The following is a 24,276-nucleotide window of genomic DNA, read 5'->3' as shown; positions in this document are numbered from 1 at the left end:
CTCCGGATCCAATGGCTACCCTTCACGAGACCGCCTACCCGCGACTGAAGCCTGATCCCACCGCCAAGGAACTGGAGGAGATCTATACCCCGACCGCCGCTGAGATTGCATTTGCAAAACAGCTGACCACCCAGCCGGGTCCGCAATTGGCGGTACTGATTCATCTCAAGCTCTTCCAGCGTTTGGGCTACTTCACACTGTTGGCCGACGTACCCGAGCGGATCCGGCAGCACATCGCCAAGGCCGCCCGACTCGGGCGCGTATTGGATACCGACCAGCTCGAACGCTACGACGCCTCCGGCAGCAAGCGCCGGCACATGCCGCAGCTTCGGCAGTTCATCGGTGTACGTCCCCTGGATAAATCAGGCTTGGCCTGGCTGGACACGGTGGCCACCGGAGCAGCCCAGACCAAGCACACCATCCCGGACATCGTGAACGTCCTGCTCGAAGAGCTGGTGCACCATCGCTACGAACTGCCCGGTTTCCGCACCCTGGAACTGGCCGCCATCGGCGCGCGTGAGCGGGTCAATCTGGGCTACTACCGCAGCATCAGCCACGCGCTGACGCCTACCACTCGCACGCTCATTGACGACTTGCTGCGCGCACCGGAAAACTCCAGGTTCACCGGCTGGCAATCGCTCAAGCGCGAGCCTGGTCGGCCCACCAACAAGGAAGTCCGGTTCTATCTGCAGCACATCCGCATGCTGCAGCAGTTGGCTGAGCAGCTGCCTCCGATCGATGTGCCGGTCCCTAAGCTTAAGCAATTCCGTGCAATGGCCCGGGCCTATGACGCCAGCGAGCTGGCCGAATTGGCTCCGGACAAGCGCTATGCGCTGGCCACCATCTTCATTCGCGCCCAGCATGCCAAAACGCTGGATGATGCAGCCGAGTTGTTCATTAAACAGGTGCGCGGGCTGGAGAACACGGCCCAGCAGAAGCTGCTGGCCTACCAGCTCGAACATGCCAAGCGGGCCGACTTCCTCATCGGCCAGCTCAAGGAAATCCTGCAGGCCTATCAGCTCGACGGCAGCGATAGTCAGCGCGTGGATGCCATCGACAACAGCCTGGAAGCGGAAGTGTCGACCCTGCTGGCCGAATGCGAAGAACATATGGCCTACGCGGGGAAGAACTACCTGCCTTTCATGTTGCAGCCCTATGGCGCGGTCAGGCCACTGCTGTTCAACGGGCTGGAGCTGATGAATTTGCGGGCAACCAGCCACGATGCCGGCATGGAGCCATTGATCGCAGCGGTGCTGTCGCTGCGCAACCAACGCCGTGAGCTGATCGAAGTCGCATCCCTCGGCCTGGATCCGGAAAAGGACTTCGATTGGATGTCCAAGCTCTGGCGTCAGCACGTGTTTGGCAAACGGGCCAGCGCGGCAGGCGCCGGCTGGATGCACCGCAAGTACTTCGAGCAGGCGGTACTGGTGCAGGTCAAGGACGAACTGAAGTCCGGCGATCTCTTCATTCCCAGCAGCGAACGGTTTGATGACTACCGCGAGCAGCTGGTCGATGAAGCCACCTTGGCCCAAGAGCTGGAAGCCTATGGCCAGGTGTCAGGCCTGCCCACCGACGCCGAGTCGTTCGTGGCAGGGTTGCGCGCACAATTGACCTCCCTGGCCGACGAGGTCGACGCGCGTTTCCCGGAGAACGTGCATGCGGACATCCTGGAGGGGCGCCTGGTGCTGCGGAAGGGGCAACGCGCCGAAGTCTCCAGCGCGATTACCACGGTGGATCGCCTCATCGCCGAACGGCTCCCAGAGTCCAGCATCGTCGATGTGCTGATCGACGCCAGCCAATGGCTGGATCTGCACCGCTTCTTCCGTCCGATCGCCGGCACCGAGAGCCAGGTTGAAGATCTGCCCCGGCGGGTGATCACCACGCTGTTTTGCTATGACTGCAACTTGGGTCCGACGCAGACGGCGCGGTCGATCAAGGGCTTCAGCCGTCGCCAGGTCGCTTGGCTCAACCTCAAATACGTGACCGAGGATGTCCTTGAGAAGGCCATCGTGGAGGTCGTTAATACCTACAACAAATTTGACCTGCCGGGCTATTGGGGCAGCGGCAAGAGCGCGTCAGCAGATGGCACCAAGTGGAGCGTCTACGAAGACAACCTGCTGTCGGAGTACCACATCCGCTACGGCGGCTATGGCGGCATCGGCTACTACCACGTGTCCGACAAATACGTGGCTCTGTTCAGCCACTTCATTCCCTGTGGCGTGCACGAGGGCATCTACATCTTGGACGGCCTGTTGGCCAACACTTCCGACATCCAGCCTGAGATCGTCCATGGTGACACGCAGGCGCAAAGCTATCCGGTCTTCGGCCTGGCCCACATGCTGGGCATCCAGCTGATGCCCAGGATCCGAAACATCAAAGATCTGACGTTCTTCCGGCCTGAACCGGGAAGGGCCTACAAGAACATCCAGGCCCTGTTTGGGGACAGCATCGACTGGCAACTGATCGCCACCCATCTCCACGACATGCTGCGGGTGGTGATCTCCATCCGATTGGGCAAGATCACCGCGTCCTCGATCCTGCGCCGATTGGGCACCTACAGCCGAAAGAACAAACTGTACTTTGCCTTCCGGGAGCTGGGCAAGGCCGTCAGAACGCTGTTCTTGCTGCGCTACATTGATGACCACGAGATCCGCAAAACGATCAATGCCGCGACCAACAAGAGCGAGGAATACAACGGTTTCGTGAAGTGGGTGTTCTTTGGCAGCCAAGGGATCATTGCCGAGAACGTCCAACACGAGCAGCGCAAGATCATCAAGTACAGTCAGCTGGTGGCCAACATGATCATCCTCCACAACGTGGAAGGCATGAGCCGGACCTTGGCCGAAATGCAGAAGGAGGGGATTGAACTGACGCCCGAGATTCTGGCCGGCCTGTCGCCTTACCGAACCAGCCACATCAATCGCTTCGGCGATTACCACTTGGATCTTGAAAGGGAAGTGGCGCCGCTGAGCTATGCCGCCAAAGTCCTTGAACAGGCCCCATAGACGGGGAGATCCGCTATCGGAATAAGGCAATTATCATTGCGCTTCAATCGTTTAGGTGGCTTTTGGCCCAGTACGTAACGATTCCCTGCCGACCCTCAATACCGGCTATTCCATCAACGGCAGCTTCGCAGAGTATGTCCTTGCGGACGCCAACTATGTGGGCCTCTTGCCGGCGAACGTCGGCTTCGTCGAGATCGCCCCCGTGCTATGCGCCGGAGTGACGGTGTACAAGGCCCTCAAGGTGACCAAGACCAAGCCAGGCGACTGGGTCGCCATCTCCGGCATCGGTGGCTTGGGCCACATGGCGGTGCAGTTCGCTAAGGCGATGGGGCTGAATGTCGTCGCGGTCGATATCGACGACCGCAAGCTTGCGCTGGCCTCAAGACTGGGTGCGACGTTCACGGTCAATGCTCGCAACGAAGATCCCGGCGCTCGCATCCGCAAGGAGATCGGCGGCGCCCAAGGAGTTCTCGTCACGGCGGTCTCGACCAAGGCATTCCAACAGGCCCTGGGCATGGTCCGTCGTGGAGGCGTGGTGACGCTCAACGGACTCCCCCCTGGAGATTTCCCGATATCGATCTTCGATACCGTACTCAACGGGATCACCATCCGGGGATCAATCGTTGGAACCCGTCTCGATCTCCAAGAGGCTCTCGCCTTCGCTGGGGAAGGGAAGGTTCATGCCACCGTGCATACAGAGAAGCTTGAGAAGATCAACGACATTTCGCACGCATGCACGAGGGCGATATCGAAGGAAGGATCGTGCTCGATCTCGGCTGATAACCGGGGAGCGGGCGGCCGTCCCGAACCATTTTCAGTCGCCTCGGCGCCTCTCAGGTCGTCGTCGGCGAGGGTGCGGCGACGTTGGACGCCTCGAACCCTTCTCGATCATCAAGCATCGTTTATGCATGGACACGAGTCATCGATACGCCTACGCACGACAAGGAGAGCGCTCAGGCAAGTCGCTGACCCGTTCGCGCCAAGGGGAATCGGGACCAAGCGATTTCGCGCTACTCCTCATCGCCGTGGCCGCCGCCGGGGCCAGTCAGACGGGCGTCCTTGCCTTTCTTCCTGATCTCGTCCGGGAGGGCCTCGGTGAATCAACTGTCGATTCACAAGGCTTCCACACTGCCGGACTGGCAGCCGCTCATCCCGTGGGTGCCTTGCTGCTGGCGCCATTGTGGGGCTGGCTTGCTGACCGCTACGACTATCGCATCCTGCTGCGCACCACGCTCGTCATCCTCGCGCTGGCGACAACCGCGACCGGAGCAACACCACTGGCATGGTTGTATGTGCTGCGCGCGCTGGCTGGCGCCTGCTCCGCTGCCATCATCCCTTTGGCGCTACTTGCAGCCAGTCTCGGTGCCGGCGATAGGGGCACTCAAGCGAGAAGATTCACCTGGCTGACAGCCTTCGTCTTTCTAGGCGACATGTTGGGTCCACTGTTCGGTGAGCTTTCGACGCGCTTCCTGCCAACCCTGCCTCTGGCGATGGTCGCTTTGATCATCGGACTCACCGCAGGGTTAATGCTTTTTGCTTGCCTGCCACCACGCTCGACGGGCTATCGCGCCGAGGCCTGCGGGAACCGGCCGACACCGGCCGGAGCGCTTGGACTGCTAACCCTCACGCTGCTGGGCACGAGCGGCCTCGCCGTTCTTCATATGGTATTGCTCGTGCCTGGCAGTCAACTCATTCTCTCGCGAGAGCACGTGGCAGGGATGCTTGCTCTTTGTGGTTTTGCGATGCTCGCCGCCCAACTCTTCCACGTCTACTTTCCCTGGTTGATTGCGAGCCCTAGAGCGCTGGCCTTCCTGATGCTGACGCTGCTCAGCACCTCCCTGCTCTTGTTTCCGATGGCAAGGAGCCCGGTCGCAATTGCGGTTCTTGTTGCAATGGCCGGCTGGGCCGGCGCCAGCCTGCGGCTGTTAACCAGCCTCTGGATCGGTGGCGAAGGAACACCTTCCGGAGCGAGGCTCGGTCTGCAGCAATCGGCTACCAGCCTGGGACCGGCACTGGCACCGCTCGCCGTCGCCGTCATCAGCGCGGACAGGCAGTTTGTCATCGTCTGGGCACTGGCCCTGTCTTCGCTCATGATGACACTCGGCCTTTCACGACTCTGGCCAGAACGAGGTGCCCGATTCTGCAGTTGTCCTCGCCATTGATCCTTGGCGAGTCAGTTGGGAACGCGCGGCATGGATTGGCTTCGGCAGGGCGCAGCGGCAGCCCTCGATATGGCGAAGTCTGAAGGAGGCGATGCGGCATCAAGCCTTCCCAATAATCAAGCAGGCCGCTTATACGTGCCGATGAAGGGCGTGCGTCTCAACCATCGGCCAGCGGCAAAAGGATGATGAACTTGGTCATCCTCTCGTCGGACAATACGCTGACCGACCCGCCATGCGCCTCGACGATGGACTTGACGATGGCCAACCCCAGGCCGGCGCCTTCACCCTTCCTGTGCGCGGCATGATCCACCCGATAGAAGCGATTGAATATTCGCGAGAGCTCCTCGGTCGGGATCTTCTCACCGGGGTTCTCCACGCTGATCACGACGTCCCGATCGTTCTGCATGAATCTCACCGTGATCGTTCGGCCGTTGGGTGTATATCGGATCGCATTGGAGATCAGGTTGCTGAGGGCCCGACGCAGCATCTCCCGGTCGCCACGAACCGGAACGCTCTGACCGCGAACCTCGAGTTTCACGCCCCGTTCCTCGACCAGGGCCTCGAAGTACTCGAACAACCCCTGGATGGCGTCCTTCAAGTTCACGCTCTCCAGATTCAGGTTTCCCGGATCGTTCTCGGTCTGCGCAAGGAAGAGCATGTCGTTGATCGTGCGGTTCAGCCGCCCGAACTCTTCCAGGTTGGAGTAGAGAATCTCCCGATACTCATCGGCCGATCGGGCCTGGCCGAGCACCACCTCCGTTTGCGTCATCAAGTTGGTGACGGGCGTGCGCAACTCGTGGGCGATGTCGGCGGAGAAATTCGCCAACTGTTCGAAACCGTCTTCGATGCGCCCCAACATGTCGTTGAACGAGGCGATGGTTTCCTCCAGCTCGATCGGGACGGACTTGGGATCCAACCGCAGATACAGTTTCGAGGAGGTGATGGCGCGAATCTTTTCATTGGCCCTGCGGATCGGAATGTGCCCCCATCGGACAGCGAACCAGGCCACCAGGATCGCGATGCACATGACCACGCAAATGGTCCACCATTGGATGCGCTGGAAGCTCTTGATGAAGTCGAGATGGCCGCCGATATCCATGGCCACCGCAATCGTGTAGACCTCGCCCAGGTCGGCGTCGCCGCCAGCAACAACAACGCCACCACGATAGGATTTGCCGTCCTCCTCCCAGATCGTCATGCTGTGCTTTCCCCTGAGAGGGACGGGAGGCACGCGCTGGGCGAAGCTCGCCATGTCCGGGCCATCCTTCGGGGCATAGAGCGTCTTTCCGGCGGCGTCGGCGACAAAGTAGTAAACGCCGTGATGCCCTCGAACGGCACGGCGCAGGGCCTGTTCATCGCTTCCGTCGCGCACCTCTCCCAATGCCCGGATGACCGAACTGGAGATCACGCCCAGTTCCTCCTCGTCCATCTCGGCGAAATGCCGCTCCAGCGATCGCACGCTGATCCAGTTGAAGATCAGGAACACCACCATCATCGCGATGCCGACCAGCCCGGTCACCCGCGACGAGAGCGACGCCGGGCGGCGAAGAAATGCGAGCCTGTCAGGCATCCGGGATGTCCAGCGTGTACCCCATGCCGCGCACGGTCTGGATGAGCTTGGGCTCGTAGCTGTCGTCTATCTTGGCGCGCAACCGCCGGATTGCGACGTCGATGACATTGGTGTCGCTGTCGAAATTCATGTCCCAGACTTGCGAGGCGATCAGCGAACGCGGCAGCACTTCACCTTGGCGTCGTGCCAGTAGTTCGAGCAAGGCGAATTCCTTGCTGGTCAGGGTGATACGGTGCCCGGCCCGGATGGCGCGCCGGCGCGCAAGGTCCAGCTCCAGATCGGCGATCTGAATGCGGTCGTGAGGCGCGGGCGAGCCTCCCCTGCGCAACAGGGTCCGCACGCGTGCAAGCAGCTCCGAGAACGCGAATGGTTTGATCAGGTAGTCATCGGCCCCCAGTTCCAGCCCTTGGACGCGATCGTCGACACTGCTGCGGGCGGTCAGGAAAAGCACCGGAACCTGGTTGCCGGTGGCGCGAATGGACTGCAGGACCTTCCGCCCATCAATGCCCGGGAGCATGACGTCGAGCACGATCAGGTCGTAGTGCTCGGTCGTGGCCAAGTGCAGGCCATCGGGCCCATCGCGCGCCAAGTCGACAACGAACCCGGCCTCGGTAAGCCCTTGGCGTACGTAGTCCGCAGTCTTGTGCTCGTCTTCGACAACCAGAAGTTTCATCGTAAGTCCACGCATGCGCCGGTTCGGCGCCTCTGGCCCGTCAGGACGCGGTTCCTGAGATTGCCCTTCACTGTAGCGAGGCAAAGCTGCCACGAAGGTGACTGAAACATTACATGATTGTAATCGACGCGTAACTGGCCCGACAGCGCGCCATTCCTACGATCGGCATGTCGTCATGGCCGTCCCATCGACCGTCAAACACACCCTCTGGAGCGTCGAGATGAGCGGAATCCCTGGTCGGAAGCGAGGAGCGTGGCGCAGCCCGGCTGTCCTCACCCTGTGCGTCTTTCTCTTCATTGCGGGGCTCTTCCTGTGGCTGGAGCATCGGGCGCACCTGCTCGGGGCGCTCCCCCTTTTGCTGCCTCTGCTGATCTGCGTCGGCATGCATTTCTTCATGCACCGCGGTCATGGCGGTCATAGCGGTCATGGCGCGCACGATGACCATCGCAAGGAGGGCGATCGCGATGGTCGGTGACCCGCCTGCCTATGGGCTCTGGTTCCTGGCCCTGGTGAACGCCGGCATCTTCATCCTGTTTGCCCTGAGCTTCTTCAAGCCGGCGACGGCCCGCGACTGGCGCTCGCTTGGTGCCTTCTCGGCCTTCATCGTCGCGCTGTTCGTGGAGATGTACGGTTTCCCGCTGACGCTCTACCTGCTGGCGGGCTGGCTGGGCAATCGCTTTCCCGGGCTGGACCCCCTGTCCCACGACGCGGGCCATATCTGGCCCGCACTTTTCGGCTGGTCCGGAGATCCCCACCGCAATCCATTCCACCTGTTGAGCTATGTCCTGATCGGTGCCGGATTCTGGCTGATCGCCTCCGGCTGGCGAGTGCTGCACGAGGCTCAGCGCGCCGGCGCCCTTGCCACGACCGGGCCCTACGCCCACGTGCGACATCCGCAGTACGTGGGCTTCGTCCTTGTGCTGATCGGATTTTTCCTGCAGTGGCCCACCCTGGTGACGGGCGTGATGCTGCCGATCCTGCTCGTCATGTACTGGCGGCTCGCCAAGCAGGAGGAACGCGAGATCGAGACGGCGTTCGGGGATCAGTATCGACGCTACGCGAGCGATGTGCCGGCCTTCCTGCCGCGGCTCGGTCGCCTGTTCAAAACCAAAGAAGGCCAGATCGAATGAATCCCCATGATCCGCACGCGCAGCATCATCACGATCACGGCAATCACGCCCATTCTCCGTCGCCGCCGGCCAAAGCCGTGGTGAGCGCTGCGGGCTCCACTCACGCCGGACATTCCGGGCATGCCGGCCACGACCACGGTGCCATGGTCGCCGACTTCCGCAGGCGCTTCTGGGTCACGCTGCTGCTGACTCCGTTCGTCCTCGCGCTGTCGCCCATGATCCAGCACGCCCTGGGCCTGGGCGAGGTGCTGGCCTTCCGCGGCGATCGTTACGTCCTGTTCGCCTTGTCGACCGTGGCCTATCTCTATGGCGGCTGGCCGTTCCTGGTCGGCGTCGTCTCCGAACTGCGCAAGCGCCAGCCCGGCATGATGACGCTGATCGCGTTGGCCATCTCGGCGGCCTACGTCTTCTCGGTGGCCGTGACCTTCGGCTTTCCGGGCCAGGAGTTCTACTGGGAGCTGGTGACGCTGATCGCGATCATGCTGCTGGGGCACTGGGTCGAAATGCGCTCGGTCATGGGCGCCTCGCGCGCCCTGGAGGAACTGGTCAAGCTGCTGCCCGACAGCGCCACCCGCATCGACGGCGATGGCAGCCTGCATGACGTGCCGATCAGTGCGTTGCAGCCGGGCGACCGCGTGATAGTCCGCCCGGGCGCCAAGGTACCGGTGGACGGCGAGATAACCGAGGGTTCCTCGGGCTTCAATGAAGCCATGCTCACCGGCGAATCCCGGCCGGTCACCAAGGGAGTCGGCGCCACCGCGATCGGCGGCGCCATCAACGGGGCGAACGCCGTCACCATCCGCGTCACGGCCACGGGCGATGCCACGTATCTGTCGCAGGTGATCGAGCTGGTCAAGAAGGCGCAGCAGACCCGTTCGCGTACGCAGGACATCGCCAACCGCGCCGCGGCCTGGCTGACCTACATCGCCTTGGCTGTGGGCGTCGGTACGCTGCTGGTCTGGTGGCTGATGCTCGACGCGCCGCTCAATTTCGCCATCGAGCGCATGGTCACCGTCATGGTCGTCGCCTGCCCGCACGCGCTGGGGCTGGCGGTGCCGTTGGTGGTCGCGGTCAGCACGTCGCTGAGCGCAAGCAATGGCTTGCTGATCCGTGACCGGGCCGCGTTCGAGCGCGCGCGCCGGCTGGATGCGGTCGTGTTCGACAAGACGGGCACCCTGACCGAGGGGCGCTTCGGGGTCAGCGACATCGTGTTGCTGCAGGAGGGTGACGAGAGCCAGGAGCTGGCCTTCGCCGCGGCGGCGGAAAGCCAGTCGGAACACCCGATCGCCCATGGCATCGTGGCCGAGGCCAAGCGCCGCGGCATCGCCCTCCCCAAGGCGAGTGAAGTGAGCAACATCACCGGCGAAGGCATCGTCGCCGTCGTCGGCGATGTGCGCGTGCGCATCGTCAGCCCGGGCCACCTGGCCCGCCAGGGCAACGCCATCACCCACGAGCGGCTTGGACAGCTCGAATCCGCGGGAAAGACCGTCGTCGTGCTCGAACGCGACGGCCAGGCGCGCGCGCTCTTCGCGCTCGCCGATATCGTACGGCCGGAGTCCAAGGAGGCCATCGCGGAATTGACCCGGTTGGGGATTCGCTCGGTGATGCTGACGGGCGATGCACGGGGCGTGGCCGAATCGGTGTCCAAGGAACTCGGGATCTCCGAGTACTTCGCCGAGGTGCTGCCCGACCAGAAATCCGAGAAGATCCGGGAGCTGCAGGCACGCGGCCTGTCGGTGGCCATGGTGGGCGACGGCGTGAACGACGCCCCGGCGCTGGTGCAGGCCGACCTGGGCGTGGCCATCGGCGCAGGCACGGACGTGGCCGTGGAGTCCGCCGACGTCGTACTCGTCCGCAGCGATCCGCGCGACGTGGGAGCGATCCTGGGCCTGTCGCGCGCGACCTATCGCAAGATGGTCCAGAACCTGATCTGGGCGACCGGCTACAACACCGTCGCGGTGCCGATGGCCGCGGGCATCACCTTCGGGACGGGCTTCCTGATGACGCCCGCCATCGCTGCCGTCTTCATGTCGGCCAGCACGGTGATCGTCGCCATCAATGCCCAACTCCTTCGTTTCTACAGGCGGCACGCATGACCGCGATGGCGTCCTCCGATCGACTGATCTTGCCGCTTCCGGGCAACGACGCATTCGCCCGTCAACTGGCCGCCGCCGGAAAGTGGGAACAGGGGACGCTGGAAACCCGCCGGTTTCCCGACGGCGAAAGCTACGTGCGCATCGCCGCCGACGTGGCGGACAAGTCCGTGGTTCTCGTGCAGACACTGGCGCAGCCGGATCCCGGCTTCCTGTCGCTGGTGTTTGCGGCCGATGCCGCCCGTGACCTGGGTGCCCGCGAGGTGACCCTGGTGGCGCCTTACCTGGCCTACATGCGGCAAGATCGCCGGTTCCACCCGGGAGAAGCGATTACGTCCCGCAGCTTCGCCCGTCTCGTGTCGTCGAGCTTCGACCGCCTGGTCACGGTCGATCCCCATCTACATCGCTACCCGGCGCTGTCGGCACTCTACACCGTGCCAGCCGACACACTGCACGCCGCGCCGCTACTGGCCGACTGGATCGCCGCCGAGGTGGAGAGCCCTTTGGTGATCGGTCCGGACGAAGAAAGCGAGCAATGGGTGGCCGCCATTGCCCAGCGCATCGGCGCCCCCCACGCGGTCCTGCGCAAGATCCGCCACGGCGATCGCAACGTCGAGGTCGCGGTGTCCGACCTGTCCGCCTGGCATGGTCGTCAACCGGTGCTGGTCGATGACATTGCCTCCTCCGGCCGCACGCTGGTCGAAGCCGCCCGGCAGTTGCCTCAGCAGGGCTTTGTGAAGCCCATCGTTGCCGTGGTGCATGCCATCTTCGCCGAAGACGCCTACCAGCAGCTCACGCCGCTGTGCAGCCGTATCGTCTCCACCGATGCCGTGCGGCATGAGAGCAATGCGATCGCGCTGGCGCCACTGATCGCGCTTGCGCTGGCCGCGGACAAGGAGGGCGCGACGAACCTGGTGCGTCATCGTCGCTCGCCCGAGCCGCTCGACGAGGTGGACCGGGCGAGTATCGATTCTTTCCCGGCCAGCGATCCTCCCGCCTGGACGAGCGGCCACACTTGATGCGTCGCTTCGATGGCCCCCCGGCCGACATCGCTGCATTCACACCCTGAGGATTCCGATCTTGAAGCTCACCTCATTCGGCGGTGCCGGCACCGTCACCGGCTCCAAGCATCTGCTGAGCCACAATGGAAAGCACATCCTGGTCGACTGCGGCCTGTTCCAGGGCCTGAAGAACCTGCGCGAGCTGAACTGGGAGCCATTGCCGGTCGCGCCGAAGGCACTCGACGCGGTGGTATTGACGCACGCGCACCTGGACCACTCCGGCTACCTGCCCAAGCTCGTGCGTGATGGCTTTCGCGGACGCATCTACGCCACCGCCGCAACTCGCGACGTGGCCGAACTGATCCTCAAGGACAGCGGCCACCTGCAGGAAAAGGATGCCGAGTACGCCAATCGAAAGGGTTTCAGCAAGCACAAGCCCGCGCTGCCGCTGTATACAGTGCAGGATGCCGAGCGCGCGCTCAAGCAGTTCTCCAACGTACCGTTCGGCAAGCCGGTCTCGCTTGCCGACGGCGCGACACTGACTTTCCGCTATGCCGGACATATCCTGGGCGCCGCCACGGCGGAGATCGACTGGGGTGGCAAGCGCATCGTGTTCTCCGGCGACTTGGGTCGCTACGACGACCCGATGCTGTTCGATCCGCAGCCCGTGGCCGAAGCCGACTACGTGGTGATCGAGTCCACCTACGGCAACCGGACCCATGCGCCGAGCGACGCGGCCGAAGCCCTCGGGGCCGTCATCGAAAAGACGGTCGGCCGCGGCGGCACGGTGGTCATTCCCGCCTTCGCGGTGGGCCGCGCGCAACTCCTGCTCTACTACCTGTGGAAGCTGCGCCAGGCCGGACGCCTGGGTTCGGTGCCCATCTATCTGGACAGTCCGATGGCGATCAACGCCAGCGAACTGCTGTGCGACCATCTGGCCGACCACCGATTGCCTGCGGAGATCTGCCATGCCGCCTGCGGGATCGCCACCTACACCCGCGAGGTGGAGGAATCCAAGCGGATCACCGCCAGTCAATTCCCCAAGGTCGTCATCTCAGCCAGCGGCATGGCGACCGGCGGTCGCGTGCTTCACCACCTCGCCGCCTTCGCGCCGAAACGCGAGAACACCATCCTGTTCGCCGGCTATCAGGCTGCCGGGACTCGCGGCCAAGCCATGCTGCAGGGCGCGCGCGAGGTCAGGATCCACGGGCAATGGGTGCCGGTGAATGCGCAGGTCGTCAACCTGCCGGAACTGTCCGCACACGCCGACGCCAATGAACTGATGCGCTGGCTCTCCGGCTTCCGGCACGCGCCCTCGCGCGTCTTCGTCGTGCACGGGGAACCGGATGCCTCCGAGGCGCTGCGCGTGCGCATCGACAAGGAAACCGGCTGGCCCGTATCGGTCCCCCGGCTTGGTCAGGTGTTCGAGCTGTGACCGGGACTGCCGACCAGACCGCCAATGCGCCGCCGACCCTGCGCGCCCGGCGCCTGGGCCTGCATTCCCAGCACCAAGCGATCGCGGTCATGCGAACCGATTGCCATGTCTGCCGCGCCGAAGGTCTGAGCTCCCGCTCCCAGGTCCTGCTCTCGGCGGGGGGGCGACAGGTCCTGGCGATGCTTTATCAGGCCGATGGCGATCTGGTGGCGCCCGGCGAGGCGGCGCTGTCCGAGTCCGCGTGGGAACGCTTGGGCGTCGCGGAGGGCACGCCCATCAAGGTCTCCCATGCGCCGAGCCTGGACTCCCTGGCAAACGTGCGACGACGCATCTATGGCCACCGGCTCGATGCGGCCGCCCTGCAGGCGGTCGTCGAGGACGTCACCGCGGGACGCTACACGGACGTGCACCTGGCCGCATTCCTGACCGCCAGTGCGGCCCTGCCGCTGGATGAGCAGGAGACCGTCGACCTGACCGCAGCGATGGTCGACGTCGGGGACCGCCTGGCGTGGAACGTGCCGGTGGTCGTGGACAAGCACTGCATTGGTGGACTGCCGGGCAACCGGACCACGCCTATCGTGGTCGCGATCGTCGCAGCCAACGGTCTGGTGATGCCCAAGACGTCCTCGCGCGCCATCACCTCGCCGGCCGGCACCGCGGACACCATGGAGACACTGGCACCCGTCGATCTCGACCTGGCCACGATCCAGCGCGTGGTGGACCAGGAAGGCGGCTGCATCGCCTGGGGCGGCGCCGTGCATCTCAGTCCTGCCGACGACATCTTCGTGCGGGTGGAGCGGGAACTGGACGTGGACACCGAGGGGCAGCTGATCGCCTCCGTGCTGTCCAAGAAGATCGCGGCAGGGTCCAGCCACGTCGTGCTCGACATCCCGGTCGGACCGACCGCCAAAGTCCGCACCGAGGAAGCCGCACGCCGGCTGGGGGATCGGCTGGTCGCGGTCGCCGCGCACTTTGGCCTGGCCGCGACGTGCATCCGCACCGATGGCAGCCAACCGGTTGGCCGGGGCATCGGTCCTGCGCTCGAAGCGCACGACATTCTCGCCGTCCTGCAGAACCGGCCCGATATGCCCGCCGATTTGCGGAACCGGGCCGCCGTGCTCGCCGGTGCCGCGCTCGAGATCGGCGGCGCGGCAGAGGCGGGAGCAGGCCATGCCCTGGCCTTGGCTACCTTGGCCGACGGGCGGGCGTGGACGAAATTCCAGCGCATCTGCCAGGCCCAGGGAGGCATGCGCGAGCCGCCCAGGGCCTTGCACGTGCGGCCTCTGACCGCCGGGCGTGCAGGGCGAATCGTCCAGATCAACAACCGCAAGATCTCCCAGCTCGCCAAGCTGGCCGGTGCGCCGGAGGCCAAGGCCGCCGGCGTGACCATGGACGTCATGCTCGGGGACGAAGTCGCCAGCGGACAGCCGCTGCTTCGGTTGCACGCCGACACCGTGGGTGAACTGGCCTATGCCATGGAGTACGCGTCCCGGAACCCGGACATCATCGAGATCGCGACTTGAGACGTTGCTGCAGTACTTCCATTGGAGGCGAAGATGCGCCCACGTGAAACCCGGACCCGTTCAACGAAGCGCGCTGCGGGCAGACCCAGAAGCGAAGGGGCCGTTCGCGTGCCGCCCGCGGCAACCACACCGCCGGGGATGGCAGACCGACCCGCCGAACAAGCGCCTGCGGGTTCTTCTCCCCGCGATCTCGCACAGGCGGTGGATTACTCGCGGGACGTGTTCGAACGCGCGGTGCTGTTCTGGGACACGCTGCGCCAGCGTGCCGACGACATGATCGCCCACGAGCGCGCGGGCAAGCCGCCATTGCTCGACTTCGACTACGAGACCCTGCTCGACGCCCGGCGCTTCGAGCGCCCGGCCAACTACGCGCTCCTTCGCATCACGCGGGCCGGAGACCACTGCATCGAAGACTGCCTGGATGCCTCCAAGCCCCCCGTGGTGATCGCCGATCCGCGCGCCGGTCATGGTCCTGGCATCGGTGGCTTCAAGACCGACTCCGAAGTGGGAATCGCGCTGCATCGCGGCCATGCCGTCTATTTCGTTTCCTTCTTTCCCGAGCCGTGTCCCGGCCAGACCCTCGCGGACGTGTTGCATGCGCTGCGGCGTTTCGTGGAGGACGTGGCCAGGCGCCATCCCGGCCAGCCGCCGGTGCTGTACGGCAACTGCCAGGCGGGCTGGGCGCTCACGCTGCTCGCGGCGGATTGCCAGCGCCTGAGCGGCCCGGTCGTGCTCAATGGATCGCCGCTGTCCTACTGGGCAGGCGCCGCGGGCATGAACCCGATGCGGCTTGCCGGCGGGTTCGTGGGCGGCGTATGGATGACCCATCTGCTGGCGGATCTGGGCAATGGCCGTTTCGACGGCGCCTGGCTCATCCAGAACTTCGAGAATCTCAAGCCGGAAGGGGTGTGGGAGAAGTACGCGAACCTCTTCGCACATGTGGATACCGAGCGCGATCGCTTCCTCCAGTTCGAACGCTGGTGGAATGCCTGGTATTTCATGAGCCGCGAGGAGATCATCGCGATCGTCGAGAACCTGTTCATCGGCAACCGCCTTGAGGCAGGCACGCTGCGGATCGACGAGCACTGCACCGTCGACCTGAGGCGCATCCGCAACCCGCTGGTGGTCTTCGCTTCCTATGGCGACAACATCACGCCGCCACACCAGGCGCTGGGCTGGATTCCCGTGGTCTATCCCGACACGGACGCGCTCAAGCGGGCGGATCAGCGCATCGTTTACCTGACCAACCCGCACGTCGGGCACCTGGGGATCTTCGTCTCCGCCAACGTCGCCCGTTTCGAGCATCGCGCCATCCTGGACAGCCTGCCGGACATCGAGGCGTTGGCCCCGGGCCTCTACGAGATGAAGATCGACAACCCGAGCGGCGATCCGGATTGCGCGCGCTCGCAGTACACCGTCCGTTTCGAGGAGCGACAGGTCGAGGATCTGCGGTTCGATGCCCCCGATGCGGCGTTCGAGAAAGTACGCGGGCTCTCGGAGACGAACGAGTTGTTCTACAAGACGTTCGTGAGCCCCGTCGTGAGCGCAATGAGCAATCCCTGGAGCGCCTCGGCGCTGGAATGGTTGCATCCGATGCGCACCAGCCGCTACTTGCTTTCAGAAGCCTTCAGCCCCTGGATGCACGCCATCGCGGCCCTGGCACCGCTGATCAGGAAGGCGCGGACGCCATTGCCCGCCGACCACCCCTTCGTGGCGCAGGAACAGGCCGCGATCGCGCAGGTATCCCGGGCCATCGAGGATGGGCGCAAGCATCGCGACGACGCGATGGAAAAGTGGTTCACGCTTGTGTTCGGGGGGACGCCGGGGCGGTCCGGCGCGGCCTGATGATTCGCGTCCGCGGCCTGTTGAAGCGGTCTTCTGTCCGATTTATATCGGAATCGAATTAGTTCTATTCAACTGATGCTGTTTATCTATTAAACGGCAGGGTTTATGTTGCTTCTACCGACTCAGCACCGATGAGTCGTGGAGCACCTCATGACCAGAACCTTGTTGGGAATCGCGGTATGTGCCGCCACCCCCTTCGCCCAGGCCGGTGAAGCGGCTACGCAGCAGATCGCCCGCGCAGGCACCCAAGCGTCCGCAGCCGGTCCGGAGGCGAATTTCACGGGGCGGGTGCGCGTCGATCCCCTGTTTCCCGCCAGCGCGCAGATCAATGCCTCCGGCGCCTATGTGACCTTCGAGCCGGGCGCGCGTTCGGCCTGGCATACCCATCCCGCCGGCCAGCGGCTGGTGGTGGTCTCGGGCGTGGGCCTGACGCAGGAATGGGGCAAGCCGGTGCAGGAAATCCGTCCCGGCGATGTGGTCGTGTGCCCGCCCGGCGTCAAACACTGGCATGGCGCCGCGCCGACGACCGCGATGACCCACCTGGCCGTCAGCGGCGTGTTGGACGGCAAGACCGTGGAATGGATGGAGAAGGTGACCGATGACCAATACAACGCCCGCTAGGGTTCACCCGTCCTACGCGCTGGTGGCCGTGTTGGCGCTGAGTCTGGGGCTGGCGATCGCGCCGAGCCACGCCATCCAGAGCACTGTGGAGCCGAACGCCGTGACCTCGACATCCTCCGCCTCCGAGACGCTGTCGACCAGGCAGCAGGCCATCCCCTTGATCGCGGCCGCCATGGCCACCAGCGACATGCCCAAGCTCAATGCCGCCTTGAACCTGGGGCTGGACGCGGGGCTGACCGTCAGCGAGGCCAAGGAAATCCTGGTGCAGCTTTACGCCTACGCCGGCTTCCCGCGCAGCCTCAACGCGCTGGGCGAACTGCTGAAGGTGGTCGAAGCGCGCAAGGTGCGCGGCATCGAGGATGCGCCCGGGCGCGAGCCGGGCCGGGAGATTCCCACCGGCGAAGCGTTGATCGCCGTGGGCACCGCCAACCAGACGAAGATTTCCGGCGGGCCGGTCAAGAACGCGGTGACGGACTTCGCGCCGGTCATCAACCAGTTCCTGCAGGCGCACCTGTTCGGCGACATTTTCGAGCGCGACAACCTGGACTGGCAAAGCCGCGAACTGGCCACGGTCGGGGCGCTGGCCGCCACGCCGGGCGTCGAAGCGCAACTGCGCTCGCACATGGGCGCCAGCCTGCGGGTGGGCCTGAGCGCGGCACAGCTGCGCCAGGTCGTTCGGATCCTCGCCGAACACGCGGACCCACAGGCAGGCGAGCGCGCGAGCGAGGCCCTGACGCAGGCGCTTGCGGCTGCTGCGGAACACTGACCATGAACTTTGCCAAGCCTGTGCTGATTCTCATGACGCTGACTTCGCTTGTTGCCTGCGCACCCCCTCCCGGCGACTCCAGCGCCACCGGCCCCCTGGTGATCCAGCAACAAGGCAGCTTCGCTGTCGGCGGGAAGGTGGTGAGCACGCCCGGTACCTATGACAACAACCAGCCGACCACCGCAGGGCAGACGTTCCACGGCGATCACCTCTACGCCTTCTATCAGCTCCCGCAGAACCCCAAGCCACTGCCCATCGTCATGCTGCATGGCGCGTTCCAGTCGGCGCGCAGCTGGGAAACCACGCCGGACGGCCGGGAAGGCTTCCAGACCCTTTTCCTGCGCCGGGGTTTCCCGGTCTATCTGGTCGACCAGCCGCGCCGCGGTCGCGCAGGCAACAGCACCGTGGCGGCGACGGTCGAGCCTACGCCTTTCGATCAGCTCTTCTTCGATCAATTCCGGCTCGGAAAGTGGCTGAACTACTTCGACAACGTGCAGTTCGACCGCAAGCCGGAGACGCTGGATCAGTTCTTCCGCTCGGTCACCCCGAACACCGGCCCCTACGACGCCGGCGTGATCTCCGATGCCATGGCCGCGCTGTTCGACAAGACGGGGCCCGGCATCCTGTTCTCGCATTCGCAGGCGGGCGGGCCGGGCTGGCTGACGGCGATCAAGAGCCAGAACGTCAAGGGCATTGTCGCGCTCGAACCGGGTAGTGGGTTCATCTTCCCGGAGGGCGAACTGCCGCCGGAGATGCCGAGCGCTGCAGGCACCCTGTCGCCCGAGCCGGTGCCGCTGGCGGATTTCGAGAAGCTCACCCGCATCCCGATCGTCATCTACTACGGCGACAACTTCCCGACCGCACCGACCGCGGAGCGCGGACAGGACAACTGGCGCGTGCGCCTGGCCATGGCCAGGCTCTGGGTCGATGCCATCAACCAGCATGGCGGCGACGCGCAGCTGGTGCATCTGCCGGAGATCGGCGTCCGCGGCAACACGCACTTCCTGATGTCCGACCTCAACAACGTCGAGATCGCCGACCTGGTGTCGAAATTTCTCGCCGAGAAGCATCTGGATTGAACCGGCGGCCCATCCGCACACGCAAAAAATAAGGAGTCGCAAATGCGCGATGAAGTCGTCAACAAGACCCGGCGCGAGTTCCTCGGAGCCTCGGCGCTCGCTTTTTCATGTGCTCTCATCGGAGTTCCCGCAATGACCGCTACCGCTGTTGCAGCCGACTACAGGAAGAATCCCTTCACGCTGGTGTATGCCGGCGCCATCACCAGGAACGAGCCCGGCAAGGTCAACATCCACCCGGTCAAGTACACGCTCAATGGCCTGGATATCGTTGCCAATGTCTACACGCCGGCGAACTACGATCCGCAGCAGAAATATCCCGCGATCGTCGTGGCGCACCCGAACGGGGGCGTGAAGGAGCAGGTCGCGGGCTTGTATGCCCGGCACCTGGCCGAGCAGGGCTACATCACGATCGCGATGGACGCCGCGTACCAGGGCGGCAGCGGTGGCGAGCCGCGCAGCACGGACAAGCCGCAGTTCCGCATCGAGGACATCCACGGTGCGGCGGACTTCATCACCCGCTATCCGGGTGTCGATGCCGAGCGCCTGGGGCTGCTCGGCATTTGCGGCGGCGGCGGCTATTCATTGTCCGCAGCGAAATCCGACAAGCGCTTCAAGTCGATTGCGACGCTGAGCATGTTCAACTCCGGGCGGGTTCGTCGCAATGGCTTTGCCGATTCGCAACTGGATTCGATCCAGCAACGCCTGAAGCAGGCGACGGACGCACGTGCCCAGGAAAAGGCCGGAGGAACGATCCTCTATTCCGGCGATGCCGACATGACGGACGAGCAGATCGCCGCGCTGCCGTTCGAGATGTACCGGCAGGGCTACGAGTACTACTGGCGGACGCACGCGCATTCCGGCTCGACCTTCAAGTACACCACCAGCAGCCTGCTGGACCTGATGCGCTGGGATGCCACCGACCAGATCGAGCTGATCGACCAGCCGCTGCTGATGATCGCCGGCAGCAAGGCCGACAGCCTGTACATGACCGAGGAGGCCTTTCCGAAGGCCACCGGCACGAAGGACAAGGAATTGTTCAAGATCGACGGTGCCACGCACATCGAAACCTACTGGGTGCCCAAGTATGTGGAGGCCGCACTCGGCAAGCTGAAGCCGTTCTACGCGCGAACCCTGTGATGGGACGGCTTGAGTTCGATCTGCGCCGTCCTCGTCAGCAGATCGACCGAGTGTTCGCATGTAGAAGCGTGCGCGACATGAATCGCCCGATCCTGGCTGTACTGCTGGCGTTCCTGCTGGTGCCCTTGTTGGCGACAGGAGCCGCCATCGCAGGATCACAGCCCCCACTAGCGGACGTGCAGTCCGAGAACGGCAGAGCGAACATGAGACCCGATCAACCCGTTGTCCTGGTCGTCTGCGCAAGCGGAAGCATTGGCGTACCGGCCGTCGCGGAGGCGTTGAGGCGGGGCTACGAAACCCGGGCGCTGGTGCGCGACCCGGCGCAGGCCAGGTTGTTTCCCGACGGCGTACAGGTCGTCGTCGGCGACCTGACCCGGGCCGAGACGCTGCACGAGGCGGTCGCAGGCGTCACCGGCATCATCTTCACCCACGGTATCGGCGGAAACGATCCGGAAGGCGCCGAGCAGGTGAACTACGGCGCGGTGCGCAACGTCCTGGGCGTCCTGAAGGCTCCGGCACGAATCGCCTTGATGACCGCCGTCGGCGTCACGAAGCCCAGCGTCTGGCACGACTGGAAGCGCCGCGGGGAACGGCTCGTGCGCGCCAGCGGACTGCCTTACACCATCGTGCGGCCCGGATGGTTCGACTACAACGCCCCGGACCAACATCGCCTGGTCCTGCGGCAAGGCGACACGCACTGGGCAGGATCCCCTTCCGATGGCGTGGTCGCCCGCGCCCAGATCGCCCAGGTGCTCGTCGCCTCGCTGACCTCGTCCGCCGCGAACCGCAAGACCTTTGAACTGGTCGCCGAACAGGGGGCCGCGCAAACCGACCTGGAGCCGCTGTTCTCGGCGCTGCCCGCCGACCCCGTGGCGGGCTACGACGGCATCCGTGACCGGGACAACCTGCCGCTGGCCAAGGAACCCGCCGCGGTCGTTCGCGATCTCGACGCGATCCGCGGAAGGTTCGAGTAGTGAGAGCGTGAAACTGCCGCCGGCATTCGCCGCGAGCAGGCCCTTCAATCGCACGACGTGGAGAGAGAGATGGACAACACCCCGACCAACGCTCATCGCCGCAAGCTATTGGTGGGGGTCGCGACGGCTGCTGCTGCGGTTCCGCTGGTGGCCGGGTTGGCGGCATGCCAGGGTTCAGGCGAACAGGAAACGAAAGCTGGGGCCAGCGGCGCGGCGGGCGCTGCCAGCCCGGGTGCAAAAAACGCCATCCTGACCGCTCGTCGCAAGCTGGGGCCATTGGAGGTTTCCAGCGTGGGGCTCGGCGTGCAGAACATGAGCCGTACCTACCAGACCACGATCCCCTCGCGCAGCGAGATGCACCGGATCATCCGGACCGCCTTCGACCGTGGCCTCACCTTCTACGACGCGGCCGAGGCCTACGGTCCGCACGAAGTCGAACGGATCCTCGGCGAGGGCGTCGCGCCGTTCCGCAACGAGATCGTGATCGCCACCAAGTTCGGCTGGAACATCGATCTGGAGACGGGCGCACGGGGCCCGGGGCTCAACAGCCGGCCGGACCACGTCAAGCGAGTGGTTGAGGGCATGCTCAAGCGCCTGCGCACGGACCGCATCGACTTGCTTTACCAGCACCGGGTCGATCCGCAGGTGCCCATCGAGGACGTGGCCGGCGCCATCCAGGACTTGATGACGCAAGGCAAGGTCCTGCACTGGGGCCTGTCCGAGATGGGGCCGCAGACCTTGCGCCGCGCGCACGCCGCGCTGCCCGTCACCGCCGTGCAGAACGAATACTCGATGCTGTGGCGCGGTCCGGAACAGGACATCCTCCCGCTGTGCGAGGAACTGGGCATCGGCTTCGTGCCGTGGAGCCCGCTGGGCGTGGGGTTCCTGACCGGCGCCATCGACGAGAACACGCGCTTCGCCGCCGGCGACATCCGCGGGATCGAAACCCGCTTCTCGCCCGAGAACCTGCCGCGCAACCTGTCGCTCGTCCGCCTCATCGAGACCTGGGCCGAGCGCAAACACACGACGCCAGCCCGGATCGCGCTGGCCTGGCTGATGGCGCAAAAGCCGTGGATCGTGCCGATTCCCGGCACGACGCAGATGGCGCACATGCTCGACAACATCGGTGCGGCCGACGTGGGTTTCGACGATGGGGAGCTTCAGGAACTCAATGCAGCCCTTGCGAAGGTGACCATCCAAGGCGAGCGGTTGCCGCCGGCGGTGCTTGCCTTCAGTGGGGTGGAAGCGCCTGTGAAATAGCCGGAGTGTTCGTGTGTCGGAAACACGTCGACGCGTTCAATCCGGGTACTGGAGCGCATCGCGGAACAACGTAAAAGCAGGCGAGGTCTGCCGTCGGCTCGGATAGTAGAGGTGGTAGCCCGAGAACGGCTCGCACCAATCGGAAAGCACTCGAACCAACCGTCCCTCTGCCACATGCGTCTCGACCAGGTCCTCGGGCATGTAGGCGAGGCCCAGACCTTTCAGGGCGGCGTCCAGGCGCATGGCGATGTTGTTGAACACCAGTTGGCCCTCGACGCGTACCTTCAGCTCCTGCCCCTTCTTCTCGAACTCCCAGGGGAAGATGCCGCCGTAGGTCGGCAGGCGGATGGTGATGCAGTTGTGTCCGGTCAGGTCGTGCGGGGTCTTCGGGCGCGGGTGCCGGGCGAAGTAGTCGGGGGAGCCGACGACGGCCATGCGCATGTCGGGCCCCACGCGCACCGCGATCATGTCCTTGGCGACCTGCTCGCCCAGGCGGACGCCGGCGTCGAAGTTCTCGGCCACGATGTCGGTCAGGCCGTAGTCCACGATGATCTCGATGTTGAGATCCGGGTTGTCGGGTAGCAGCTTCTCCAGCACTGGCTGCAGGACCGTGATCGCCGGATGCTCGCCGGCGGTGATACGCAGCTTGCCGGCAGGCTTGTCGCGGAACTCGCTGAGCAAAGCCAGTTCGCTGCTGATTTCCTCGAACCGGGGCGCGACCACCTTGAGCAGGTGTTCCCCCGCCTCGGTGGGGGACACGCTGCGGGTCGTGCGCGCCAGGAGCCTGACCCCCAGCCGTTCTTCCAGCTGGCGCATGGACCGGCTCAACGCCGGTTGCGACAGGCCCAGCTTGGCCGCGGCACGGGTGAAGCTGCGCTCGCGCGCGACGATCGAGAAGATCGCGAGCTGGTCGTAGCTCTCCATGGACATTTATGCAGGCCTGTTATCAACCAATTCCGATTATGCCATCTAGTGTCGGCAATGGATCGGGCCTAGATTGGTTCCCACGGAGGACGCCATGAAGACCCGACAACTCGGCAACAGCCAATTGAACGTTTCCGCCATCGGCCTGGGCTGCATGGGCCTGAGCTACGGCTACGGCCCCGCGGTGGACCGCGCCGACGGCATCGCCCTGATCCGCAGCGCGTTCGAGCGCGGCGTGACCTTCTTCGACACCGCGGAGGCTTATGGGCAGGGCGCGAACGAAGCACTGCTGGGCGAGGCCCTGGCGCCGGTGCGCGACCAGGTCGTCATCGCCACCAAGTTCGGTTTCAGGAACGGCGATTCCACGCAGGGCCTGGACAGCCGGCCGGCACGCATCCGCGAGGTGGCGGACGCCGCGCTCCAGCGCTTGAGGACCGACCGCATCGATCTGTTCTACCAGCACCGCGTCGATCCGGATGTGCCCATCGAGGACGTCGCCGGCGCGGTCAAGGACCTCATCGCCAAAGGCAAGGTCAAACACTTTGGATTGTCCGAAGCGGGCGCGGAATCCATCCGGCGCGCGCATGCCGTGCAACCGGTGACCGCGCTGCAAAGCGAGTACTCGTTGTGGTGGCGCGAGCCCGAAAAAGACATCCTGCCGACGCTGGAGGAACTGGGCATCGGCTTCGTGCCGTTCAGCCCGCTCGGCAAGGGCTTCCTGACCGGTACCATCAAGGCCGGCACGACCTTCGGCAGCGACGATTTCCGCAACAGCGTCCCGCGCTTCTCGCCGCAGGCGCTCGAGGCCAACCAGGCGCTGGTCGATCTGCTCGGCCGGATCGCCCACGACAAAGGCGTGACGCCTGCGCAGATCGCGCTGGCCTGGCTGCTGGCGCGCAAGCCGTGGATCGTGCCGATCCCGGGCACCACCAGGCTGCACCGGCTGGAGGAGAATCTGGGTGCGGCCGCCATCGCGTTGTCCGAGGCCGACCTCGCCCGGATCGCCGACACGCTGCACCGGGTAGAGATACAGGGCGAGCGCTATTCCCCGGCCATGCAGGCATTGGTCGGGCGATGA

At 64.7% G+C, this 24,276-nt stretch carries 20 protein-coding genes and 1 pseudogene; 17 read left to right on the top strand and 4 right to left on the bottom strand.

The window, feature by feature from the left end; genetic code table 11:
* The first annotated feature begins 11 nt into the window (after nucleotides 1-11).
* From DSC_RS02785 to DSC_RS02775, 3 genes and pseudogenes are all read left to right on the top strand, one after another.
* On the top strand, nucleotides 12-3,005 hold the full coding sequence (locus DSC_RS02785; RefSeq protein ID WP_014159602.1) for a Tn3 family transposase: 2,994 nt from the start codon (nucleotides 12-14) through the stop codon (nucleotides 3,003-3,005).
* Nucleotides 3,006-3,102: 97 nt separating this feature from the next.
* Nucleotides 3,103-3,785 (top strand): annotated as a pseudogene (locus DSC_RS15935) (zinc-dependent alcohol dehydrogenase); the annotation flags it as partial.
* Between the two features lie 128 nt (nucleotides 3,786-3,913).
* Nucleotides 3,914-5,167 (top strand): MFS transporter, encoded by a 1,254-nt coding sequence (locus tag DSC_RS02775; protein ID WP_083833441.1) that lies wholly within the window; start codon nucleotides 3,914-3,916, stop codon nucleotides 5,165-5,167.
* Nucleotides 5,168-5,324: 157 nt separating this feature from the next.
* On the opposite strand, the gene DSC_RS02770 is transcribed toward DSC_RS02775, so the two are convergent.
* On the bottom strand, nucleotides 5,325-6,737 hold the full coding sequence (locus DSC_RS02770; RefSeq protein ID WP_014159599.1) for a Cu(+)/Ag(+) sensor histidine kinase: 1,413 nt from the start codon (nucleotides 6,735-6,737) through the stop codon (nucleotides 5,325-5,327).
* Entirely contained in the window at nucleotides 6,730-7,410 is a 681-nt protein-coding gene (locus tag DSC_RS02765) for a heavy metal response regulator transcription factor (RefSeq protein WP_014159598.1), read from the bottom strand. The genes DSC_RS02770 and DSC_RS02765 overlap by 8 nt, the downstream gene beginning before the upstream one ends.
* A gap of 175 nt (nucleotides 7,411-7,585) precedes the next feature.
* Between DSC_RS02765 and DSC_RS17345 the strand changes: the two genes are divergently transcribed.
* From DSC_RS17345 to DSC_RS17045, 8 genes are all read left to right on the top strand, one after another.
* Complete coding sequence (locus tag DSC_RS17345) at nucleotides 7,586-7,885, top strand: DUF2933 domain-containing protein (protein WP_202944903.1); 300 nt, start codon at nucleotides 7,586-7,588, stop codon at nucleotides 7,883-7,885.
* Nucleotides 7,836-8,540: a methyltransferase family protein gene (locus tag DSC_RS02755; RefSeq protein WP_238527664.1), complete on the top strand. Its 705-nt coding sequence runs from the start codon at nucleotides 7,836-7,838 to the stop codon at nucleotides 8,538-8,540. The genes DSC_RS17345 and DSC_RS02755 overlap by 50 nt, the downstream gene beginning before the upstream one ends.
* The gene (locus DSC_RS02750) at nucleotides 8,537-10,636 is read left to right on the top strand and encodes a heavy metal translocating P-type ATPase (protein WP_014159595.1); all 2,100 of its coding nucleotides are present in this window, start codon (nucleotides 8,537-8,539) and stop codon (nucleotides 10,634-10,636) included. The genes DSC_RS02755 and DSC_RS02750 overlap by 4 nt, the downstream gene beginning before the upstream one ends.
* Nucleotides 10,633-11,652 carry a ribose-phosphate pyrophosphokinase gene (locus DSC_RS02745; RefSeq protein ID WP_014159594.1) on the top strand — a complete coding sequence of 340 codons (1,020 nt, stop codon included), beginning with the start codon at nucleotides 10,633-10,635 and terminating at the stop codon, nucleotides 11,650-11,652. Before DSC_RS02750 ends, DSC_RS02745 begins: the two co-directional genes overlap by 4 nt.
* A 61-nt stretch (nucleotides 11,653-11,713) precedes the next feature.
* On the top strand, nucleotides 11,714-13,069 hold the full coding sequence (locus tag DSC_RS02740) for an MBL fold metallo-hydrolase RNA specificity domain-containing protein (RefSeq protein ID WP_014159593.1): 1,356 nt from the start codon (nucleotides 11,714-11,716) through the stop codon (nucleotides 13,067-13,069).
* The gene (locus tag DSC_RS02735; RefSeq protein WP_014159592.1) at nucleotides 13,066-14,592 is read left to right on the top strand and encodes a thymidine phosphorylase family protein; all 1,527 of its coding nucleotides are present in this window, start codon (nucleotides 13,066-13,068) and stop codon (nucleotides 14,590-14,592) included. The genes DSC_RS02740 and DSC_RS02735 overlap by 4 nt, the downstream gene beginning before the upstream one ends.
* A gap of 138 nt (nucleotides 14,593-14,730) precedes the next feature.
* Nucleotides 14,731-16,437, top strand: a complete 1,707-nt coding sequence (locus DSC_RS02730; RefSeq protein WP_202944902.1) for a DUF3141 domain-containing protein — start codon at nucleotides 14,731-14,733, stop codon at nucleotides 16,435-16,437.
* Between the two features lie 150 nt (nucleotides 16,438-16,587).
* Complete coding sequence (locus DSC_RS17045; protein WP_083833438.1) at nucleotides 16,588-17,058, top strand: (R)-mandelonitrile lyase; 471 nt, start codon at nucleotides 16,588-16,590, stop codon at nucleotides 17,056-17,058.
* A 12-nt stretch (nucleotides 17,059-17,070) separates the two neighbouring features.
* Here DSC_RS17045 and DSC_RS17190 read toward each other — a convergent pair whose 3' ends face one another.
* The gene (locus tag DSC_RS17190; protein WP_014159589.1) at nucleotides 17,071-17,247 is read right to left on the bottom strand and encodes a hypothetical protein; all 177 of its coding nucleotides are present in this window, start codon (nucleotides 17,245-17,247) and stop codon (nucleotides 17,071-17,073) included.
* Between DSC_RS17190 and DSC_RS17040 the strand changes: the two genes are divergently transcribed.
* The 5 genes from DSC_RS17040 to DSC_RS02700 all read left to right on the top strand — a co-directional run bounded on the left by DSC_RS17040 (nucleotide 17,231) and on the right by DSC_RS02700 (nucleotide 22,274).
* Nucleotides 17,231-17,824: a carboxymuconolactone decarboxylase family protein gene (locus DSC_RS17040; RefSeq protein ID WP_014159588.1), complete on the top strand. Its 594-nt coding sequence runs from the start codon at nucleotides 17,231-17,233 to the stop codon at nucleotides 17,822-17,824. The two genes, DSC_RS17190 and DSC_RS17040, sit on opposite strands and share 17 nt — an antisense overlap.
* 2 nt (nucleotides 17,825-17,826) lie before the next feature.
* The gene (locus DSC_RS02715) at nucleotides 17,827-18,903 is read left to right on the top strand and encodes an alpha/beta hydrolase (RefSeq protein WP_014159587.1); all 1,077 of its coding nucleotides are present in this window, start codon (nucleotides 17,827-17,829) and stop codon (nucleotides 18,901-18,903) included.
* A 42-nt stretch (nucleotides 18,904-18,945) separates the two neighbouring features.
* Entirely contained in the window at nucleotides 18,946-20,040 is a 1,095-nt protein-coding gene (locus DSC_RS02710) for an alpha/beta hydrolase (protein WP_043290355.1), read from the top strand.
* Nucleotides 20,040-21,014, top strand: coding sequence for an SDR family oxidoreductase (locus DSC_RS02705; protein WP_202944900.1), 975 nt, complete (start codon nucleotides 20,040-20,042; stop codon nucleotides 21,012-21,014). Before DSC_RS02710 ends, DSC_RS02705 begins: the two co-directional genes overlap by 1 nt.
* A gap of 291 nt (nucleotides 21,015-21,305) precedes the next feature.
* On the top strand, nucleotides 21,306-22,274 hold the full coding sequence (locus DSC_RS02700) for an aldo/keto reductase (protein ID WP_014159584.1): 969 nt from the start codon (nucleotides 21,306-21,308) through the stop codon (nucleotides 22,272-22,274).
* 36 nt (nucleotides 22,275-22,310) lie between these two features.
* On the opposite strand, the gene DSC_RS02695 is transcribed toward DSC_RS02700, so the two are convergent.
* Nucleotides 22,311-23,204, bottom strand: a complete 894-nt coding sequence (locus DSC_RS02695; RefSeq protein WP_014159583.1) for a LysR family transcriptional regulator — start codon at nucleotides 23,202-23,204, stop codon at nucleotides 22,311-22,313.
* Nucleotides 23,205-23,292: 88 nt separating this feature from the next.
* Here DSC_RS02695 and DSC_RS02690 point away from each other — a divergent pair, with 88 nt between their 5' ends.
* A complete protein-coding gene (locus DSC_RS02690) occupies nucleotides 23,293-24,276 on the top strand; it encodes an aldo/keto reductase (protein ID WP_014159582.1) in 984 nt (327 codons plus the stop codon).

Source organism: Pseudoxanthomonas spadix BD-a59 (assembly GCF_000233915.3).
GTDB classification, from domain to species: Bacteria; Pseudomonadota; Gammaproteobacteria; order Xanthomonadales; family Xanthomonadaceae; genus Pseudoxanthomonas_A; species Pseudoxanthomonas_A spadix.
The sequence above is the reverse complement of the archived record's forward strand: the minus strand, read 5'-3'. Positions and strand labels throughout refer to the sequence as shown.

Excerpts from the sequence above, each read along its gene's own strand:
- DSC_RS02785 (WP_014159602.1), top strand. The coding sequence starts at position 12 with ATGGCTACCCTTCACGAGACCGCCTACCCGCGACTGAAGCCTGATCCC.
- DSC_RS02775 (WP_083833441.1), top strand. The coding sequence starts at position 3,914 with ATGGACACGAGTCATCGATACGCCTACGCACGACAAGGAGAGCGCTCA.
- DSC_RS02770 (WP_014159599.1), bottom strand. The coding sequence starts at position 6,737 with ATGCCTGACAGGCTCGCATTTCTTCGCCGCCCGGCGTCGCTCTCGTCG.
- DSC_RS02765 (WP_014159598.1), bottom strand. The coding sequence starts at position 7,410 with ATGAAACTTCTGGTTGTCGAAGACGAGCACAAGACTGCGGACTACGTA.
- DSC_RS17345 (WP_202944903.1), top strand. The coding sequence starts at position 7,586 with ATGGCCGTCCCATCGACCGTCAAACACACCCTCTGGAGCGTCGAGATG.
- DSC_RS02755 (WP_238527664.1), top strand. The coding sequence starts at position 7,836 with ATGGCGCGCACGATGACCATCGCAAGGAGGGCGATCGCGATGGTCGGT.
- DSC_RS02750 (WP_014159595.1), top strand. The coding sequence starts at position 8,537 with ATGAATCCCCATGATCCGCACGCGCAGCATCATCACGATCACGGCAAT.
- DSC_RS02745 (WP_014159594.1), top strand. The coding sequence starts at position 10,633 with ATGACCGCGATGGCGTCCTCCGATCGACTGATCTTGCCGCTTCCGGGC.
- DSC_RS02730 (WP_202944902.1), top strand. The coding sequence starts at position 14,731 with ATGGCAGACCGACCCGCCGAACAAGCGCCTGCGGGTTCTTCTCCCCGC.
- DSC_RS17045 (WP_083833438.1), top strand. The coding sequence starts at position 16,588 with ATGACCAGAACCTTGTTGGGAATCGCGGTATGTGCCGCCACCCCCTTC.
- DSC_RS17040 (WP_014159588.1), top strand. The coding sequence starts at position 17,231 with ATGGCCACCAGCGACATGCCCAAGCTCAATGCCGCCTTGAACCTGGGG.
- DSC_RS17190 (WP_014159589.1), bottom strand. The coding sequence starts at position 17,247 with ATGTCGCTGGTGGCCATGGCGGCCGCGATCAAGGGGATGGCCTGCTGC.
- DSC_RS02715 (WP_014159587.1), top strand. The coding sequence starts at position 17,827 with ATGAACTTTGCCAAGCCTGTGCTGATTCTCATGACGCTGACTTCGCTT.
- DSC_RS02710 (WP_043290355.1), top strand. The coding sequence starts at position 18,946 with ATGCGCGATGAAGTCGTCAACAAGACCCGGCGCGAGTTCCTCGGAGCC.
- DSC_RS02705 (WP_202944900.1), top strand. The coding sequence starts at position 20,040 with ATGGGACGGCTTGAGTTCGATCTGCGCCGTCCTCGTCAGCAGATCGAC.
- DSC_RS02695 (WP_014159583.1), bottom strand. The coding sequence starts at position 23,204 with ATGTCCATGGAGAGCTACGACCAGCTCGCGATCTTCTCGATCGTCGCG.
- DSC_RS02690 (WP_014159582.1), top strand. The coding sequence starts at position 23,293 with ATGAAGACCCGACAACTCGGCAACAGCCAATTGAACGTTTCCGCCATC.